This window comes from Acinetobacter sp. NEB 394 (genome assembly GCF_013374795.1).
In the GTDB taxonomy this organism is placed as follows: Bacteria; Pseudomonadota; Gammaproteobacteria; order Pseudomonadales; family Moraxellaceae; genus Acinetobacter; species Acinetobacter johnsonii.
In genome coordinates, this window is record NZ_CP055277.1 from 2,456,876 (window position 1) to 2,476,258 (window position 19,383).

The 19,383-nt window shown below is 42.1% G+C and carries 21 protein-coding genes and 1 pseudogene; 8 read left to right on the forward strand and 14 right to left on the reverse strand.

What is annotated here, in order from left to right; all coding sequences use genetic code 11:
* Positions 1–34: 34 nt before the first annotated feature.
* The 8 genes from purF to HUK62_RS11795 form a co-directional block, all read right to left on the reverse strand.
* On the reverse strand, positions 35–1,570 hold the full coding sequence (purF, locus tag HUK62_RS11760; RefSeq protein WP_176537946.1) for an amidophosphoribosyltransferase: 1,536 nt from the start codon (positions 1,568–1,570) through the stop codon (positions 35–37).
* Between the two features lie 24 nt (positions 1,571–1,594).
* Positions 1,595–2,179, reverse strand: coding sequence for a CvpA family protein (locus HUK62_RS11765; RefSeq protein ID WP_176537947.1), 585 nt, complete (start codon positions 2,177–2,179; stop codon positions 1,595–1,597).
* Positions 2,176–3,186: a quinone-dependent dihydroorotate dehydrogenase gene (locus HUK62_RS11770; protein WP_176537948.1), complete on the reverse strand. Its 1,011-nt coding sequence runs from the start codon at positions 3,184–3,186 to the stop codon at positions 2,176–2,178. The genes HUK62_RS11765 and HUK62_RS11770 overlap by 4 nt, the downstream gene beginning before the upstream one ends.
* 90 nt (positions 3,187–3,276) lie before the next feature.
* Complete coding sequence (gspM, locus tag HUK62_RS11775) at positions 3,277–3,756, reverse strand: type II secretion system protein GspM (RefSeq protein WP_176537949.1); 480 nt, start codon at positions 3,754–3,756, stop codon at positions 3,277–3,279.
* Positions 3,756–4,895 (reverse strand): type II secretion system protein GspL, encoded by a 1,140-nt coding sequence (gene gspL / locus HUK62_RS11780; RefSeq protein WP_176537950.1) that lies wholly within the window; start codon positions 4,893–4,895, stop codon positions 3,756–3,758. Before gspL ends, gspM begins: the two co-directional genes overlap by 1 nt.
* A 29-nt stretch (positions 4,896–4,924) precedes the next feature.
* Positions 4,925–5,380 carry a phosphoglycerate mutase family protein gene (locus HUK62_RS11785; protein WP_005400615.1) on the reverse strand — a complete coding sequence of 152 codons (456 nt, stop codon included), beginning with the start codon at positions 5,378–5,380 and terminating at the stop codon, positions 4,925–4,927.
* 102 nt (positions 5,381–5,482) lie between these two features.
* Positions 5,483–6,556: an NAD(P)H-dependent glycerol-3-phosphate dehydrogenase gene (locus HUK62_RS11790; RefSeq protein ID WP_176537951.1), complete on the reverse strand. Its 1,074-nt coding sequence runs from the start codon at positions 6,554–6,556 to the stop codon at positions 5,483–5,485.
* Between the two features lie 23 nt (positions 6,557–6,579).
* A complete protein-coding gene (locus tag HUK62_RS11795; RefSeq protein WP_176537952.1) occupies positions 6,580–7,155 on the reverse strand; it encodes a nitroreductase in 576 nt (191 codons plus the stop codon).
* Positions 7,156–7,387: 232 nt separating this feature from the next.
* On the opposite strand from HUK62_RS11795, the gene HUK62_RS11800 reads away from it, so the two are divergent.
* Positions 7,388–7,768, forward strand: a complete 381-nt coding sequence (locus HUK62_RS11800; protein WP_004982234.1) for a hypothetical protein — start codon at positions 7,388–7,390, stop codon at positions 7,766–7,768.
* A gap of 60 nt (positions 7,769–7,828) precedes the next feature.
* Here the strand turns inward: HUK62_RS11800 and rhlB are convergent, their stop codons facing one another.
* Positions 7,829–8,980, reverse strand: a complete 1,152-nt coding sequence (rhlB, locus tag HUK62_RS11805) for an ATP-dependent RNA helicase RhlB (RefSeq protein ID WP_004982241.1) — start codon at positions 8,978–8,980, stop codon at positions 7,829–7,831.
* 97 nt (positions 8,981–9,077) lie between these two features.
* Positions 9,078–9,290 (reverse strand): cold-shock protein, encoded by a 213-nt coding sequence (locus HUK62_RS11810; RefSeq protein WP_004648643.1) that lies wholly within the window; start codon positions 9,288–9,290, stop codon positions 9,078–9,080.
* A gap of 391 nt (positions 9,291–9,681) precedes the next feature.
* Between HUK62_RS11810 and HUK62_RS11815 the strand changes: the two genes are divergently transcribed.
* The 6 genes from HUK62_RS11815 (at position 9,682) to HUK62_RS11840 (ending at position 13,344) form a co-directional block, all read left to right on the forward strand.
* Positions 9,682–9,915 carry a sulfurtransferase TusA family protein gene (locus tag HUK62_RS11815; RefSeq protein WP_125280742.1) on the forward strand — a complete coding sequence of 78 codons (234 nt, stop codon included), beginning with the start codon at positions 9,682–9,684 and terminating at the stop codon, positions 9,913–9,915.
* Positions 9,916–10,053: 138 nt separating this feature from the next.
* Positions 10,054–10,923, forward strand: a complete 870-nt coding sequence (gene rpoH, locus HUK62_RS11820) for an RNA polymerase sigma factor RpoH (RefSeq protein WP_004982243.1) — start codon at positions 10,054–10,056, stop codon at positions 10,921–10,923.
* A 129-nt stretch (positions 10,924–11,052) separates the two neighbouring features.
* The gene (locus HUK62_RS11825; RefSeq protein WP_004982244.1) at positions 11,053–11,418 is read left to right on the forward strand and encodes a DUF423 domain-containing protein; all 366 of its coding nucleotides are present in this window, start codon (positions 11,053–11,055) and stop codon (positions 11,416–11,418) included.
* 19 nt (positions 11,419–11,437) lie between these two features.
* Entirely contained in the window at positions 11,438–11,635 is a 198-nt protein-coding gene (gene thiS, locus HUK62_RS11830; protein WP_004696245.1) for a sulfur carrier protein ThiS, read from the forward strand.
* Positions 11,636–11,647: 12 nt separating this feature from the next.
* Positions 11,648–12,433: a thiazole synthase gene (locus HUK62_RS11835; protein WP_005400610.1), complete on the forward strand. Its 786-nt coding sequence runs from the start codon at positions 11,648–11,650 to the stop codon at positions 12,431–12,433.
* A gap of 185 nt (positions 12,434–12,618) precedes the next feature.
* A complete protein-coding gene (locus HUK62_RS11840; protein ID WP_176537953.1) occupies positions 12,619–13,344 on the forward strand; it encodes a hypothetical protein in 726 nt (241 codons plus the stop codon).
* A gap of 40 nt (positions 13,345–13,384) precedes the next feature.
* On the opposite strand, the pseudogene HUK62_RS11845 reads toward HUK62_RS11840, so the two are convergent.
* From HUK62_RS11845 to HUK62_RS11855, 3 genes and pseudogenes are all read right to left on the reverse strand, one after another.
* Positions 13,385–13,696, reverse strand: a pseudogene (locus HUK62_RS11845) (antibiotic biosynthesis monooxygenase).
* 15 nt (positions 13,697–13,711) lie between these two features.
* Positions 13,712–14,293: an NAD(P)H-dependent oxidoreductase gene (locus HUK62_RS11850; RefSeq protein WP_176537954.1), complete on the reverse strand. Its 582-nt coding sequence runs from the start codon at positions 14,291–14,293 to the stop codon at positions 13,712–13,714.
* Positions 14,294–14,450: 157 nt separating this feature from the next.
* Complete coding sequence (locus HUK62_RS11855; RefSeq protein WP_176537955.1) at positions 14,451–15,062, reverse strand: glutathione binding-like protein; 612 nt, start codon at positions 15,060–15,062, stop codon at positions 14,451–14,453.
* A 219-nt stretch (positions 15,063–15,281) separates the two neighbouring features.
* On the opposite strand from HUK62_RS11855, the gene HUK62_RS11860 reads away from it, so the two are divergent.
* Complete coding sequence (locus HUK62_RS11860) at positions 15,282–16,724, forward strand: SulP family inorganic anion transporter (protein WP_176537956.1); 1,443 nt, start codon at positions 15,282–15,284, stop codon at positions 16,722–16,724.
* 63 nt (positions 16,725–16,787) lie between these two features.
* Here the strand turns inward: HUK62_RS11860 and HUK62_RS11865 are convergent, their stop codons facing one another.
* Entirely contained in the window at positions 16,788–19,241 is a 2,454-nt protein-coding gene (locus HUK62_RS11865) for an ExeM/NucH family extracellular endonuclease (protein ID WP_176538487.1), read from the reverse strand.
* Between the last annotated feature and the right edge of the window lie 142 nt (positions 19,242–19,383).

Here is a 19,383-nt window from a genome sequence, read left to right on the forward strand (position 1 = left end):
CGGGAAACTCCCGCTTTTCTCAAATCTGAATCAATTAGACTTCTTTCACACCCGTCAAATCAACGGAAGCTGCATCAATATTGACATCAATATAGCTGTCTTTCTTTTTCGATGTTTCACGGCGTTTCGCTTGTAATTCATCTAAATAAGCTTCATCGATACCACCAGCAACATATTTACCATCAAATACCGAGCAGTCAAACTCTTGTAAATCTGGCACTTTGCTGGTGCGCACAGCTGCCTTTAAGTCTTCCAAATCTTGGAAAATTAGACGATCTGCACCAATAATTTCACGAATTTCTTCAACGGTACGCTCAGATGCAATCAACTCTTCTTTTGCTGGCATATCAATGCCATACACGTTTGGATATTTCACCATCGGCGCAGCAGAAGCAAAGAAGACTTTTTTCGCACCCGCATCACGTGCCATCTGGATAATTTCATTACACGTAGTACCACGCACAATCGAGTCATCCACCAAAAGTACATTTTTACCTTGGAACTCGAGTTCAACAGGGTTCAACTTTTGACGTACTGATTTTTTACGTAATTGCTGACCCGGCATAATGAAGGTACGGCCAATGTAGCGGTTCTTCATAAAGCCTTCACGGAACTTCACGCCCAACATATTTGCAAGTTCAAGTGCAGAGGTACGCGAGGTATCTGGAATTGGGATCACGACATCGATATCGTGCTCTTCACTCCACTCCGTCAAGATTTTTTGAGCAAGCTTTTCGCCCATTTTTAAACGTGCTTTGTAGACTGAAATGCCATCAATAATCGCATCTGGACGCGCAAAGTAAACATATTCAAAAATACATGGGCGGTATTCAGGCGCTTCAGCACACTGCTTGGTAAACATCTGCCCTTGTGAGTCGATAAAGATCGCTTCACCCGGCGCAATATCACGCTCAACTTTAAAGCCGAGTGCCGTAATAGCGACAGACTCAGATGCAATGATATATTCCATACCAGCATCAGTTTCACGCGAACCGTAAATCAGTGGACGAATACCATTTGGATCACGGAAACCGACTAAGCCATGCCCAGTAAGCATTGCAACTACAGCATAACCACCTTTACAGCGCTCATGTACTTTACTAACCACATGGAAGATATCGTCTGCTGTAGGCATCAATTTGCCGCGTTTTTGCAACTCATGCGCAAATACGTTTAACAGTACTTCTGTGTCTGAATCCGTATTCATATGACGTAAGTCTGTTTTGAACAGATCGTCATGAATTTCTTCAGCATTGGTTAAGTTACCATTATGCGCTAACGTGATCCCGTAAGGTGAGTTCACATAGAAAGGCTGCGCTTCAGCGCTGCTCGATGAACCCGCAGTAGGATAACGCACATGCCCAATACCATAGTTACCTTGTAATGCACGCATATGGCGAGTGTGGAACACATCACGAACCATACCATTGTCTTTACGTAAAAATAAACGACCTTCGTGGCAGGTTACTATCCCAGCTGCATCTTGCCCACGATGTTGTAACATCGTTAATGCATCAAACAACATTTGGTTAACAGCTGATTTACCAGCTATACCAACTACTCCACACATAGCAACCTCGCAGACAAGCTAGGATTAATAAAAAGGATTATTTGTTGACTCACCCTGTCCCTCAGCATTTTTCGAGGAAATTTTCGGTGAAGAATCTGAAGATACATGTGTATCTTTAGACTTGATATGTGACATCGCCTCGCTTGCAGCCTCTTTAGAAAGCTCCATCGCCCAAGGCGCGTAAGGCAAAAGTGTTTGGACAAACTTGGATTGTCTCCAATATGGAGAGCTTTCAACCCAAGAACCCACACCTTGCATCGTAATCAGAACAATTAACAACCCTTTTAATGAACCAAAAGCACCGCCGGCTAATCGATTCAAAGGCCCGAGTTTTAAACTCTTCAATATGTTATTCAGTAATGCCGTGACTATCCACGTCAAAACCACAATAACCAATACAATAAATGCAAAAGCTGCAATTTTTTGAACCACTGGATCGTCACTGAGTGAGACCATCGAAGGTGCTAGGACGCTTGCAAATTTAGCACCAACAATCAGCGCTAAAATCCATCCTATCAAGTTCGCAAAGGCTTTAACAAATCCTTGACGCAAACCGTTGAGCCCTCCAATGAGCAATACAATCAATATGAAGATATCAATGGCATTCATGTTGTTTTCATTGCAGAGACGCAGTCTTGAATTAAGGTTGGTCCTGTATAGATGAGGCCACTATAAACTTGTACAAGGTTTGCCCCTGCATTTTGTTTTGCAAGCGCCTGCTCACCCGACAAAATTCCACCCACACCAATCAAAGGAATCTGACCTTTTAAAACCTCAGCAAAGGCTTTTAAACACGCTGTACTTTTCTCAAACACAGGCGCACCAGATAAACCACCCGCTTCATCACCAAAAGGTAAGTTTTCCACCCCTTCACGAGATAAAGTCGTATTGGTGACAATCAGACCATCAATTTTAAACTGAAGCAGTTGTTTCGCAATAAATTGAATATCTTCCGCTTCTAAATCTGGCGCAACTTTCAGCACCAAGGGTACATAGTGCTGCTGCTCTTCAGCCAACTCTAACTGACGTTTTTTCAGCGTCTCTAGCAGCTCGGTTAAAGCATCACCACTTTGCAAACTACGCAGGTTTTTAGTATTTGGAGAAGAAATGTTAACAGTAATATAAGACGCATAGTTATAGACTTTTTCTAAACAAATGAGATAGTCATCTACTGCTTTTTCGACTGGGGTATCCGCATTTTTGCCGATATTAATCCCCAAAACACCTTTAAATTTTGCCGCTTTGACATTTTCAATCAATTGATCCACACCAGCGTTGTTAAAACCCATACGGTTAATAATGGCTTTAGCTTGTGGGATACGGAATAAACGCGGTAAAGGATTACCCTGCTGTGGACGTGGAGTAATGGTTCCAATTTCAATAAAACCAAACCCTAGACCTGCCAGTGCATCAATATAAACACCATTTTTATCTAGACCAGCAGCCAAACCTACAGGATTGGGAAACTCGATGCCCATACATGTCACCGGTTTAGCCGCTATATTTTGACGCATTAAGCCTAGCTTATGCGTTGATTTCAATAGCGATAGTGTTAGCTCATGTGCACGCTCTGGTGCTAAAGTAAACAACAAAGGGCGGGCAAGAGAATACAACATATCTGTAAAAGTCTACTGCTTTTTAAGTCGCCATATTATAGGCATAGCCTCGCTAAAACACCATGCTTCGTCTGGCTTTATTTTTAGCGATTATTTCACGCTCGCCGATAATTTAATCTGCCCTGCGTCTGAGACCAACTCCATTTTTTCAATACTCAAACCATTTTGCGTTAGTTGGGTCAAAAAGTTGGCTAACACTACATAGTTGGCATGGCTTACTACCAACTGAATTTGTTCAGCATTTTGCTGCGAAGCAACCGACAAACCTTGCTGCTGTGCAATACGCTGGATCTGTTCCATCGGGGTTAGTTGACCATCTGAGCTCGATTTCATGGTGACTGCATTGCTCTGCATCCATATCATGGTTTCTTTGAGCTGGTTCACGCGTTTTTGCTGTTTCTCTGCCGCAGCATGGGTATACCAAAGTGCAGCCCCTATCGAGCTCACCAATACGAAAATGAGCAAGAAGATGGCTAATACACGGTCGCGCGGTGTAAGACGATCAAAATAAGTACTGATCAGCTCTAAACGCTGATCTACAACTGTTTGTAAATTTTGCATGGCTTTCATTATTGTATTTTCACCATTCCAATTGCCCCACCCGTGGTCGGCTGAATATTGCCTAATTCAACCTGAAAACCCTGTTGATTAAGCTGCTGAGTGAGTGTTTGTAAAGCCTCTGCCGAGTTGGCTTTAAGTTGCATATTTAAGCTATTTGCTTCATACACCACCTGATTAGCCACAATTTGCTGTTGCATGAGCACAGGGCCAACGCGACTCAATAAAGACAAAGCTTGAGCATTCGCTTGTTTATTCATATTCAGTTGATATTCAAACTGGCTTCGCAGCGTTTGCTCGGTCACAGGATAGTTCGCACCAAACCAATATTTAAATTGATCGACTGCTTGCACAGCCACTTGCTCTGCAAGTTTTTTATTTTGATACCAACGCGTCGCATCGTAGGTCAGTTGCGTCACAATCAACGCAGCCAATACCGCTGCACAGGCTTTCCAATAACCCGTTGAAACATGTTGCTCTCTCACCTTCGGCAAAAGATTCCATGGATGTTGTTTTGCTCTTGGCAATGCCGCCCATTCATAATGGAAAGACTCAAGCTGCTCCTGCGTCACACTGGCGTTTAAGCTATGCATGTGCGAAGCACTAAAGTTACAAATTTTATATTTTTGATTGGCTGCTTGGTAATCTAAAAATACAGCAAGATCATCAATTGATCCGCCCAACCAAGTATTAGAGCGAAATAAGAGTCGCTCTTCAATACAACCCAAGATTACCTGCTCTGCGTCAGGTACAGGCAAAATCAGAAAATCAGGCAATAGACTGACTAGCTTCACAGGAATCAAACTCAAGGCATGCTGCAAAGTCTCTAAACGATGCTTTGAAATACCCAAAACAGTGAGTTGCTCAGGCGCTTGAAAGTGATGTAATACTTTCATCTGTTCGATTGAGCTCAATGTATATTCTTCCAGCAAATACTTCACACCTTCAGCCCCCAACTGCTTGTATTGGGCCTTAGGCATATTTTGCTGAATAATTTGCACATCACGGCTTGGAAAGAAAACAGTTGCTTCCTCACCATGATGCGCTTGTATATCTTGGATCAATTGCTCAAGTGTATGGGCAGATTGCCATCTTTCCCCTATAGACCAGTGCCATGTTCCATCGGCTTCGGGCATCCAAATTTGCAACATGTATTATATTCTGCCGTTTTAATTGGTTTTTATATGCTAGGTATAAATGCTTTTGTTTGTGTCGACAAGCCTTCCGCGATAACTGCTTGCTCATAAATCCGCGCTTCAGCCAAAGCATAAGGATTGAAAGATTCTGTCACCAAAATCGAGGCCATATGCGCCACCACATTCATATGGCACACCACCACAATAGACTCATACGGCAAATGTGATAACCATTCCACAGCCGCTTTTGCATCATCATCGGGCTTAATAGTATTGCAAATTACAACAGGCACATCCGCAAAGTGCTGTTTGATGTGTGCCAATGTTTCCTGCGCACGCAGCAATGGGCTAACCACAAAGACATCAGGCTGGATGCGTGACTTTAAAAAGTCAGCAGTTTGCTCTGCCTGTGCATGCCCACGTTCGGTGAGTGGGCGTTTAGTGTCATTCCCCATGATTGGTGGTGCAGCTTCGCCATGACGTACCAAAGTCAGTTGCATAAAAAATCCTTATTCAAATCCTGATTATTTTAATTAATTTTTATGACAATTCAGTCATTCTACCCACTTAAACGCTCATTTTATTTCGTTTTTTAAGTGACTTTAAACCTCATGATGCGGCAAAACAAACTCCACATCACTGCGGTGTCCATTTTTCATTAAGGATAATGCAATTGTCATTGGTGGCGCATTTTCAAAAATAACACTGTATAACGCACTGGTAATCGGCATATACACATCCAACTCTTCGGAACGTGCTTTGACTTGCACAATCGTGTTAATGCCTTCTGCTGTTTGCCCCAATTCAGTGGTTGCCTGTTCCAAGCTCTTACCTTGACCCAATGCAAAACCGACTTGATAGTTGCGACTCAGTGGGCTGCTACACGTTGCAAATAAATCACCAACACCAGACAAACCTAAGAAGGTCAGTGGATTTGCGCCTAACTTCACAGCAAAACGACTCATTTCCGCCAAAGCACGGGTCAAAATCATACTCTTGGTATTTTCACCGACTTTGTATGCAGCAGCCATTCCCATCGCAACCGCATAAATGTTTTTAAGCGCACCGCCGAGTTCTACACCATGCACATCATCACTGGCGAAAACACGGAACAAGGCACTATGCAAAGCTTGTTGTACCGCATAACGCACTAAGTCAGACTGGCTTGCAATGACCGTCCCAGCTGGTTGTCCTGCCACAATTTCCTTGGCCAAGTTGGGCCCAGATAACACGCCATAAGGCACTTCTGGTAGCTCTGAGCGAATAATGTCACTCATAAAACTAAAAGTATTCGCTTCAATACCCTTGGTCAAAGACACCACTGCTTGCGAAGTAATAAACGGTTTAATTTGTTTAAGGACATCACGGAAAGAATGGCTCGGAATCGCCACCAAAATAATGTCGCGATCACGAACCGCCTCTTCTATATTTGAAACTGCACGTAAACCATCTTCAAGTTTAAAATCGGGCAAATAGCGTTTATTCACATGTGTCGCATTGATATCAGCCGCAACCGCTTTATCACGAATCCAAATCATGGTATCGCAGCCATTGCGAACCGCGGTATTCGCCATCGCAGTCCCAAAACTACCTCCACCCAAAACGGTAATACGTAGTGCCGTTTTTTGATCTACTGCTACAGGTTCAACCAAATCGGAAAACTTTAACTCTGACATTATTTTTATATCCTAAAATGGAACTATTGATTCCAATAACTTACATAATCTTGGGTTTGAATTTCGGCACGTGGCGGAATCGCTTTAACTGCCGTACCAATATATAAAATACCTGAGATCAAATCATCTGCGCTGAGGCCTAAAGCCTGTTTGAAATGCACCGATTCCACCACTGCCCCACTACGCCACATACTCGAAAAACCTTGAGCTTGTAGGGACAAAATAAAATTCTGAATAGCAGCTCCACTACTTAAAGTCTGCTCAAAATTAGGGACTTTCGGATGCGATTGAAATTTAGTCAATGCCAAAACCAGTAATGGGGCACGAAAAGGATGATTTTTAACACGCTCTAACTGTGCTGACTCAGTCTCACCCAAATCAGCCAAGGCTTGTGACAATAACTCACCAAATGCCTCACGTTGATCTTCAGAAATTACGATAAAACGTGTCGGTTTTAAACGATGATGATCTGGCGCAGTCAATGCGGCTTGAAATGCCCGCTCTAATTGTTCTGCATTGGGAGCAGGCTCGACCAAATGGCCAATCGATTGACGTTGATGCATATTCTGGTGAACGATATCTACCGCGAGTTCCGTCATTAGGCTCTTAATCTTTCAAATTAAACAATACGTTTTAGAGTAGCACACTCTGAAAAGTTTGCTCTAGCGCTTCAGTATGAAATACTCAGTTTCGGCAAAACTAATTTTAAAATTCCGAGCACTTTTTAAACTGTTCGATAAGACTGCATTTTTCATACATTTCTTACATGATTCATCCTACAAGCTATGTTCCAATAAACAATGATTTAATAAAACATGACTGGGGTATGAAATGAAAAAGAATATCGCTATTGCTGGAGCAGCAGCACTAACACTACTTCTAAGCGCTTGTGCATCGACACCAAGCAACTCTTTGGCGATCCAAAAAGCTGACAATCAATACGAAGTTACGGGTATTGGTAAAACTGCATTGATTGCAAAAAACAACGCCATTGAAGCAGCAGCTAAAACGTGTGGCTCTAAAGCAACGGCGATTGTGAGTGATGAAAAAACCGAATATCAAGGTGCTTTAAAAGGCGTAGTGAGTGACGAAACTGGAAAAATGATCCAAGCAGCCGCATCTGTACTGGGTTCTATTTCGGGCACAAACTCAGGCATTAACCAAGACAGTGACTATCAAACAATCCTGACTTTTTCGTGTAAAGCAAAATAAAGATGCCATAAAAAAACCGCTCATCTGAGCGGTTTTTTTTACACCAATCACGTCAAACGATTAGCAATAGCCTTCTAAACGTGTCAACGGTAGTTTTTGCCCAATGGCTTTTTCAATTTCGGGTAGATAGAACGCATCATCTTCAGATAAAAAACTAATACTTACACCACTTGTACCTGCACGGCCTGTACGACCAATACGGTGTACGTAGTCATCCGACTGTTCAGGTAACGTAAAATTCACAACATGCGATACACCATCTACATGGATACCACGCCCCGCAACATCTGTTGCAATCATGATGTTATGTTGACCATTTTTAAATTGATCTAACATTTTCAAACGTTTGTCTTGTGCAATTTCACCTGATAACATCACGACTTTATAGCCATCACGCTTTAAGTTGTCATAGAGCTTACGCACTTGATCGCGACGATTTGCGAAAATCATCACTTTTTCAATGGGCTCATCACGCAGAATGTCTTGTAGCAATTTATATTTATCAGACTTTGCGACCATGTAGACACGTTGTTCAACGTCTGCATTGGTCTTCTTCTCTGGCTCAATTTCAACAGTTACAGGTTCAAACAACCACTGCTGCGCAAGGTTTAAAACATCGTAACTAAACGTTGCAGAGAACATCAGAGTCTGACGTTGTTCCTTACGCGGTGAGAAACGAACAATACGTTTGACTGAAGGAATAAAGCCCATATCCAATAAGCGATCGGCTTCATCAATCACCAAAAACTCAATCTGGTCGAGCCAAACTTCTTTTTGCTCAACAAAGTCAATCAGACGACCTGGCGTCGCCACCATAATATCGACAGGTTTTTTATCGAGTTGTGCTTTTTGTTTATCAAAGTCAACGCCGCCTAAAAGCGTCACGACATGTAAATCTGAGAATTTTGTGAGTTCTTTCGCATCGCTTTCGATTTGCAGTGCAAGCTCTCGAGTCGGTGCTAAAATCAAGGCACGAGGTTCACCACGGTAGCGCTGCTCTTGAATTGGGTTATTCAGCAAGTCGTTAATGACGCTCACCAAAAATGCCGCTGTTTTACCAGTCCCTGTTTGCGCACGACCAATTGCATCGTGTCCCGCCAAAGTGAATTTTAAAACCTTTTGCTGAATAGGCGTCATATCCTTAAAACCTAAAGCATCAATAGCTCGTTTAAGTTGAGGATGTAAATTTAAGGTTTCAAAACCTGATGACATATAAGTGCGCTCTGACGAAAAATCACGAAAATTGATCTGTAGTATAAACAAAAACGCCCCAATTTACATTGGGGCGTTTTAAAGTACGTTCAGACAATTAGTCTAAAGGTTGTACTTCTTCAGCTTGGAAGCCTTTTTGACCTTTTACAACGCTGAATTCAACGCGTTGGCCGTCACGTAGTGAACGGTGGCCGTCGCCTTGGATTGCACGGAAGTGAACGAATACATCGTCGCCGCCATTGCGTTGGATAAAGCCGAAGCCTTTAGTGTCGTTGAACCATTTAACTACGCCTTGTTCACGAGCTGTCATAAGTTAATCCTCATTGTATCTAAAAGAAGGACCACCCGGTGTTGCAAACAGCAGACCAAACAAGGTTTAAAAATATTTATTATTTCTAAGCTTGTAATCATTCTGTATAACTATTAACAAAATCCCGGTTACATCCATTTGTAAAATAGGATTTAAAACAATTTATGGTTGTGTTAAATCCCAGTACGCGACGAGCTTAACATGGGTTAAAAACAATTCATACCCTTTTTTTTGATTAATCGTCTTTTTAATTCAGCATATTTTTTAACTAGTTATTTGTAATTTTAGATATAGCGACTATAGGCCTATAAAGCATGAAATATTTGGGTTTTGGCACTGAATTTGCTACTATTTCTACCCACCTAAATGTTGTGAAGCCTTACTAAGCTATATGAGTGATATCGAACAAAATACCAACATTATTGATGCAATAGGGCAACCATGTCCTATGCCTCTGTTGTTGCTTAAACGCGCACTTAAAAAGAGTCCGGCGCAGCATTTTCTATTAAAATCGTCTGATCCGCACAGTCAGATCGATATCACGCGTTATTGCGAAATCCATCATTTAACTTGTGTTTTGAAACAAATTAATGGACATGAATTTCACTACTTCATTGAATCTTAATTCTTTTCAATTACACTAAGTCTATTCACATTTGCATAAAAGTTTACATTTCTATACCCAATTTTCCATTATTCAGTGGAAGATTGGATTAAGATAAATTCAATTGTTGGGTAAAAATGAAATCCCTAAGGAGAACACATGAGTGACAGCAGCAATCAATTGATGCCCCTGTCATTATCGGCACCAGGTGTAAACTTGGGCGCTTATATTAGTACTGTCAACCAAATCCCGATTTTGACAGCGGAACAAGAAAAAGAGTTAGCTGAACGCTACTATTATGACCAAGACCTCGATGCCGCTAAACTTTTAGTCATGTCGCATCTACGTTTTGTGGTTCATATTGCCCGCAGTTATGCAGGCTACGGCTTACCTCAAGGCGACCTCATTCAAGAAGGTAACTTGGGCTTAATGAAAGCCGTTAAACGCTTCGACCCAAACATGGGCGTACGCTTGGTCTCTTTTGCTGTGCACTGGATTAAAGCAGAAATTCACGAATATGTGATTCGTAACTGGCGTATTGTCAAAATTGCGACGACTAAGGCACAGCGTAAACTGTTCTTTAATTTACGTAGTCTAAAAAAATCGTCTAAAAAGCTCACTCTAAAAGAAGCTCAATCGATTGCAAATGATCTCAATGTGACACCTGAACAGGTGTTAGAAATGGAAGGTCGTTTAACTGCTTATGATGCAGCGTTTGAAGCTCAAGGCGATGATGACGATGAAGGTTCAACCCATGTTGCACCTGCGCTTTATCTTGAAGATAACCGCTACGACCCAGCGCGTTTGGCTGAAGAAGAAGATTACGAAGAACAGAGCACCAATGCTTTGCATGATGCCATGGAACAGCTTGATGACCGTTCGCGTAATATTTTACAGCGCCGTTGGTTAGATGATGAAAAATCGACGCTGCACGAACTGGCTGCTGAATATAATGTTTCGGCCGAACGTATTCGTCAGCTTGAAAAAAATGCCATGGAAAAAATTAAAGTGGCGATGTCATCAAACTAAGATGATACCAATACAGAAAAGGGCGAAATGCCCTTTTCTTTTTACTAATAAATGAGGCTTTTTGTCTTTTAACCTTTCTTCAAAATATGCTACTTTGTTGCGCACAGTGATATAAGTAAAGCATTGCATATGTGGATTGCGATTTCAGCGCTGAATTTAGCGTTTGCCGTTATATTAGGTGCCTTTGGTGCACATGGTCTCAAAGCACGTGCTACTGAAGCCCAATTGGCCTGGTGGCAAACTGCAACTGATTACTTTTTTTATCATGCGCTTGGTTTACTGGCGCTTGGTATTTTGGCCAAAGTCATCCCGCAACTTCCCATCAAAACCAGCTTTTTACTAATTCAAGTCGGCATCTTCTTTTTCTGTGGTTCCCTCTATGTTATGGCATTGGGCTTACCGCGTGGCCTAGGTGCGATTACCCCGATTGGTGGGGCATTGATGATTGCAGGTTGGTTGGTTCTGGCATGGAATGCCATGAAATATGCCAAGTAAACAACTAGGGATGAGCACGATGCAGATTTATTTAAACGGCGAACTACAGCACACCGAATGTAAAAACCTGCTTGAACTGGTGCAAACCTTTGCACTTGAAGGCAAACGTTTTGCTGTTGAGCAAAATGAAAATATTATTAGTAAAAGTAAATTGGAACACACCCCAATTTGTGCAATGGATCGAATTGAAATTATTCATGCCGTCGGTGGCGGTTAATACGGAGTTCACATGCAAGACAGCCCTCTCATCATTGGTTCTAGATCATTTCAATCTCGTCTACTGGTGGGCACAGGTAAATATAAAGACCTGCAAGAAACCGATTTGGCCATCCAAGCCAGTGGCGCAGAAATCGTGACGGTTGCGATTCGTCGCGTCAATATTGGTCAACACCCCGACCAACCAAACTTATTGTCCGTGGTCCCACCTGAAAAATACACCATTCTCCCGAATACAGCAGGCTGCTTTGATGCCAATAGTGCCGTGCGTACCTGTATGTTGGCGCGTGAATTATTAGACGGTCATAACTTGGTGAAGCTTGAAGTATTAGGCGATGAAAAAACGCTATATCCAAACATTACCGAAACATTGAAAGCGGCACGTACCTTGATTGACGATGGTTTTGAAATCATGGTCTATACCTCGGATGACCCAATTGTGGCACAAGAACTTGAAAGCATGGGCTGCGTTGCCATCATGCCTTTAGGCAGTTTGATTGGCTCTGGTTTAGGAATTTTGAATCCACACACGATTTCTATTATTAAAGAAAATGCCAAAGTGCCAGTATTGGTAGATGCAGGTGTGGGGACGGCAAGCGATGCAGCCATTGCCATGGAACTCGGCTGTGATGGCGTGTTGATGAATACCGCGATTGCTGCCGCTCAACATCCAATTTTAATGGCTTCTGCAATGAAAAAAGCAGTTGAAGCGGGTCGAGAAGCGTTCCTCGCAGGTCGTATGCCTCGCAAACGTATGGCGAATGCAAGCTCACCAGAAACAGGTTATTTCTTTAAATAATCTCTTGATCTGTGTTATGCAATCAAAAAGGATTCTTCGGAGTTCTTTTTCATTTATTTCAATATAAAGTCAGTATTTTATGCTGACTTAGCTTGTAGAGATATTCCGCCACACGCTTTGATACACTCAATAATATCCATCTTCAAATATCTATAACCATATAAAAATGAGAGGAAACGATGCCCATGCAAAAATGGATCAGACCAACACTCATACTCAACACCCTATTTTTCATCACACTCACAAGCAATGCTTGGGCCAAAGTAGAGGAAAAACCGACTCTCAAAACAAGCTACCAATCTTTTGTGCCAAAAAACTGGAAGATTTTAGAAAAAGTCCAAGGTGATTTAAACCAAGATGGTCAAGCGGATATTGCCCTGATTATTGAAGACACCAATCCTGAACATATTGTTAAAAATGATGGCTTAGGGAGTGATGTCCTCAATATCAATGAACGAAAGCTGTTGGTTTTATTGAAGCAAACACATGGTTATCAACTTGCGGCAACTAATAGAACTTTGCCGACAGAAGGCGATATAGAGTCCCCTTGCCTCGCTGATCCACTCGGTGAGACTGAAGCGTTAAGCATTCAAAAAGGTGTGCTCAAGGTTCATCTGCACTACTGGTTAAGCTGTGGTTCGTGGTATGTGACCAATCACACGTATACCTTCCGATACCAAGACCGTGCATTTAAACTGATTGGTTATGATGTCGATGATTTCCACCGTGCATCAGGCGACATCACGGCGCGAAGTATCAACTTTATGACAGGTAAAGTAAAAAGTACGACAGGTGAAAATGAGTTTGCTGAAACAACACAACCTGTCAAAGTTCAATGGACAACACTCAAACAGCGCTACGCATTGAAACTCGAACAGGTTCAGTTCAATGAGCCACTGGAGTTTAAATAAACAGAGCGAAGAAAAGCGCTGTCAAACTCATATGCATCACTTATTGCGCTTCTAAAATACGAATTTGTACATGAGCAACTGCACCTTCAGTTGCTTGAGCATGTTGCTACATATTGATACTGTGCATATGTGTTTCTAAATGCTGCATGCTTTCCCATTTTTCATACATCATGATTGAAAACGGTACTTTGGTTTGTAATGCACTCTCAACAGCAGGATGGTCGATATGCACATCATAGAGATGGCAACCGGGCTCTTGTAATACTTGCTCACGGATGTTGTTGAATGAATCAAGAACCGTTTTAAAATCTTGCTCTGAATGACAAATAATTTCAGCAATGACAGTTAACATACTCACATCTCCCAATTAAGCAAAAACTTGCGTCAAATGCTTACGGTACTGTGCCATATAGGCTTCAACTTCAGGTGCTTTAATCACATCATTGACAATAAACGTCGGTAAGGTTTGCATCCCTAAAAATTGATTGGCTTTGTGAAAAGGTAAATAAACCCCGTCGACCCCAACCCCATGGAAAAATTGTTCAGCGTCGTTAAATGCATCCATCGGCGCATTCCACGTCAACGACAGCATATAGTTTTTATCGTGAATCAGACCGCCTGAACCATACTTTTTTGAAGCATCCGAACGTGAGCGACCATCATTGGCATACAGACTACCGTGCCCTTCGGTAAAGACATCATCGATATACTTTTTCACAGTCCACGGCGCACCCATCCACCAACCCGGCATTTGGTAAATCACGGTGTCAGCCCACAGGAATTTTTCCACTTCAGCTTTTGCATCATATTCGCTGTCGGCGCGTGTCACTTGAACCTGATGTCCTAAGTCTAACAACACCTCTTGTGCAAGTTCAGTCAAGGTATCGTTTAACTGGCCATTCGAATGTGCAAAGGTTTTTGCGCCGTTAATTAATAAAATATTTTTCATGGGAAAAGCCTAAAAGCCAAAATCTATGTAGGCACTATAGAGAGTCTGTTCAGCGCCAAAAAGTAGTGAATCTGCAAAATATTATTGACTAAATATCAACAATAAACTTTAAAGTATGAAAAAAAGCGCCTTTCGGCGCTTCTGCAATGCATCAAAATTAAGGAATTAGACCTTCATCTCGCATTGCAATTTGTACTGACTGACGTTCAGCCACTTTATTACGGATAAAGATAATATTTTTATACGGTGATAAATCATGTTCGATGCCATTTGACCAATTGGTGAGGACAAATAAATACGCATCCGCAGGGCCAAAATTATCATCGACCAAATAGTCATGATCCGACTCACCAATTTGTTTGTCGATATAACTAAGTAAACGATCAATCTCTGCATAGGCTTTTTCTTTGGCAACAGCATCTAATGGCGCACCGAAGAAAACGGCATAAGCATCGTGCAATTCAGAGTTTAAATAACCTAGCCATTCTAAAACTTTGGCACGCCCTAAGCCTGATGGCGGAATAAGATCTTGTTTTGGATCATGTTGTGCTAAAAATGGTAAAATGGCTACATTTTCAGTCAGAATCAAACCTGGATTAATTTCTAAAGCGGGTACATATCCTTTTGGATTAATTTCGTAATAATCAGCACCTTTTTCTGTTTTATGTGTTTTTAAATCTACTCGGACTAAATCAAAGTCAACATTAATTTCATTGAGGATAATGTGCGCCGCAAGTGAGCACGCACCCGGTGCATAATAAAGCTTCATATCTGATCCTTGTTATAACTCTATTCTCTGTTTTAAATGGCTTCTAACAAACTTTCAAGTGATCAAAACCTGTAAATTGCAAAAAAGCGTAAACGAAAAATCATTCGTTCGCCTATTGAATATTGTCTAATTCACATTTTTTTTCAAGTACAACAACACTGCAATTTGCAACAGAGTTGTTTTAACATAGCTCCCTTGTCCCTAAAATGAATTTGATCTGTGATTAGCCTTAAAAAAGATGAATGGTTTTCTAACATTCGTACCGATGTTTTAGCAGGTTTAGTGGTAGGACTTGCACTGATTCCCGAATCTATTGCTTTTTCAGCAATTGCAGGTGTAGACCCTCAAGTCGGACTGTATGCCTCCTTTTGTATCGCAGTGAGCATTGCTTTTTTTGGTGGTCGTCCAGCCATGATTTCAGCAGCAACTGGCGCGATGGCACTACTCATGATCACGCTAGTCAAAGAGCATGGCCTACAGTATTTACTGGCGGCAACCATTCTCACTGGGGCCATTCAAATCATTGCGGGTTATTTTAAAGTTGCCAAACTGATGCGTTTTGTGTCGCAGTCGGTGGTGTATGGTTTTTTAAATGCGCTGGCAATTTTAATCTTCATGGCACAGCTTCCAGAGCTCAGCCAAATGAATCACTGGGGTTATGCATTTGTCGCACTTGGCCTCGCGGTGATTTATCTATTTCCTTATCTGCCTAAAGTGGGTAAAACCATTCCCTCACCGCTTATTTGTATTCTCGTCCTGACCGCTTTGGCGCTGTTTTTAGACACAGATATGCGTATGGTCAGTGACTTAGGTCATTTCCCCGATACTTTACCTATTTTTCTACTGCCTGATATTCCACTAACCCTTGAAACGCTGCAAATTGTCTTCCCTTACGCCATCACATTAGCGACCGTCGGTTTGCTTGAAACAATGATGACCACCACGGTGGTAAATGAAGTCACAGGCACGGAAGGTGACCGTCATCAAGAATGTCGTGGACAAGGCATGGCCAATATTGTGAGCGGTTTTATGGGCGGTATGGCAGGCTGTGCCATGATTGGACAGTCTGTGATTAATGTCAGTTCTGGGGCGCGTACTCGACTTTCAACCTTAGTGGCAGGTGTGTTTTTACTGTGTTTGGTGGTGTTTTTTAAAGACTGGCTGTCTTATATTCCAATGGCAGCTTTGGTTGCCATTATGATCATGGTGGCATTTACAACCTTTCAATGGAACTCGGTTAAAAACTTCTCTAAACATCCGCTACAAAGTAATGTAGTGATGTTGAGTGTGGTGATCATTGTCTTAGCCACACATAATCTTGCTTTGGGTGTCTTTGTCGGAGTTTTGCTGTCCGCATTATTTTTCATCAACAAACTGGAAAGTGCGGTTCATGTTCAGTCTGAACTGCATAACCATACCCGTCGCTATCTGGTAAGCGGTCAAATTTTCTTTAGCAGTTCAGAGAAATTCTTTCAGTTTTTTGACTTTAACGAACATATTCAGAAGGTTGAAATTGAACTCAGCCATGCTCATATTTGGGATATGACTTCAGTCCAAATGTTAAATGCGGTAGTTGAAAAGTTTGAAGCCCACGGTGTAGTGGTCGAGGTGTTAGGCTTAAATGAAGCCAGCAGCACCCTCATTGACCGTATCAGCTCATAAAGTTGAAACCATAAACAAAATAAAAGGGCGATGACGCCCTTTTATTATTATCCATAAAGCAAATTAAGACTGATTCTTGCGGCGTCTTAGGCTGCTATACAAGGCCAAACCAATTAACCCTAATGCAGACCACAGCCCTGTACTTCCTGCACTGGTTTTATCATCATCGTTAACCACTGCATCGTTTAAGTCTAAATCCACAATCACAGGGTCATGGTCAGAAGAGCGGTAAGCATCGTCTGCATAAAATGCAGCAATTTGCTCCTCAGTTTTATATTCTTCGTTATAGTCTAGTGCCGTCGGTTCATCTGCATTGATATGCCATGCAAATGCTTTTTTCACCAAAGGATAAAGTGCTGCATCGGCAATCGCATGATCTAGATTTCCTGCACCACCATAACCTTGAGCATTACTGGCTACGCCGAAAACATAGCTATAAGCTGCTTTCCCCTGACCAATTTTTTCATCATTCAACAAGACTTTATAGTTGGCTTGTTCAAGCGCCAGAATTGGATCTTCTTTGGCATAACTGTTCAGATCACCCAACAGTAAGACATTCGGTTTACTCACCTGTGTTGGATTCTTCGCGATCCACTGCATTAACGCTTGCACCGCTTTAACGCGGGTTGGATTCCAACAACCTTGACCGTCGCCCTGATCTGCCTCTATCGAAGTTTTATCATCTGGACAGCTACCTTTAGACTTCAAATGGTTGGGAATAACTGTAAAAGTCTTCCCGCCTGATAAGGCTTGAAAGGTCTGCGCCATCGTGACTCGATTTTTCTGACTCTGGTCATCAAAGACCGCCGCAACATTGATTGGCTTTACACGCTTGGCATTATAAATAATAGCAACAGCAATCGCATCAGTTCCAAGTTTATCAGCATTCGGAGGCGTTACATATTTCCAGTCACTCCCCAAAGCTTGGGCTAAATAAGCAACTGCGCTACGCTCGCCATAACCATTGTTGGCAATTTCCATCAGACCATAAACATCCGCATCAATCGCTTTTAATGCACTGACGATCTTCTGATGCTGCTTTTTAAACTCAGCTTCTGAACTTGCACCACGTTCCGTTGGAAAACCTTGTGCCAAACCATTGTCATAATTCAGTACGTTAAATGCTGCAACACGAACTTGCTGTGTAGCCTTTGCTGGAACGCTTGCACGTGGGTTTGTCGTGTCTAAGACTTGCGGCGCTGTTGCACCAAGCACAGGTTGAATTTGCCATTGGTTATAGCGGTATTCTAAAATGCCTTGTACATTTTGCAGCTTCGCGCCTGTACGTAAGGTGTTTTTAGCACTAAAGGAAGTTGGCAACCACGGTGTTCTGTTCTGATTGTTGTAACCATCATCCAAAATAAGTTTCGAACGTAAATTCTGTTGTGCAAGCGCTTTGGCTTCGGTTGAGTTGGCAGGATATAAATTGGTTGGGATATATAAGCGCGCGGGGCTTAAAGCCAACTGACCATAACGCCCATAATCATAGTTTTCACTGACCGTTAAGGTTTGAGGAATATTGACCAACATGCCCTGATAACGTTTTGGTGCGTGGCCTGACACTTCAGTCAAATTATCAAAGGGCAAATTGATCGCCATTGGTTTAACCCAATCACTTGCCGAAGTATTACAGACATTAATATCACTGCTTAAATCTTGAAGCTGTAATTGGTTTTGATAGGTTTTCAATTTGCCTTTGAAAATGACTTCCTGCCCCACTTGCCCACCTGTCACGCTACTTGAAGAAGGAACATAGACAAACACCGCGTTGCTGGTATTGGCTTGGGCTTGAGCATCTGGGGTTTGGATAAAGAAACCTGAGAAACCATTGTTATAACGATAATCAGCCGTGATTACGCCTTTCACCACATATTCCGCATCTTGCGCTGCACTTTGCAATGTCGCAATTGGGGTGGCTGTCGTACTACAGCTCACAGTGGTTAGGGGTGGTGCCGTATTTCCAGCAAGGTAACTGGAAAATGCGTTTCGATCTGACCATTTTTCCCATGCCGATGCCAAATCAAACGGTGCGGTAACGTCTATCCTCCTACTAGAAACATTATTGCTTAATAAAGTGCGTTTAAAGCTATTTCCCTTTGCAACACTACCCCATCCAGTGCTTGGTCTTTCGCCCACTGTACCAAAGCGGTCAATCGCAATGCCATTATGATAAAGCACCAAAGTGTCGTCACCATTGAAAGCTAAGTTCGCCTGCTGTTGCACCGCATCGCCTAGAGCTTCTTTTAAAGCAGAATGCCCGACCAGATGATACCCCTTTGCTGCCAATTGCCCTGTCAAATTCACCGTCAAATTTGCACTGGTACTGCCATTTGCGTATTGCTTGATCTGATATTCTGCCAAATTGACCGTCGTCGGATCTGGATTATAAATTTCTAATCCTTTCTTATTTGAAGTTCCATCTACATACTGACTCAATAATAGTTGTGCATACGCAGGGAACGAACAACCCGCCAAAATCAGGCTCAGGCTTAATATCTGTGGCTTAAAATTTTTCATCATTTTTTATCAATTGGTTAAATCAGATGGCAGGTTAATTTTTATTCGTTACATCATGATTAATAAATGATGACAGTTTCTAGGCTGCGCAAACTCGATGGTGCTGAATTTGATAAATTCTGAGTAAAAAATTTGACTTGTC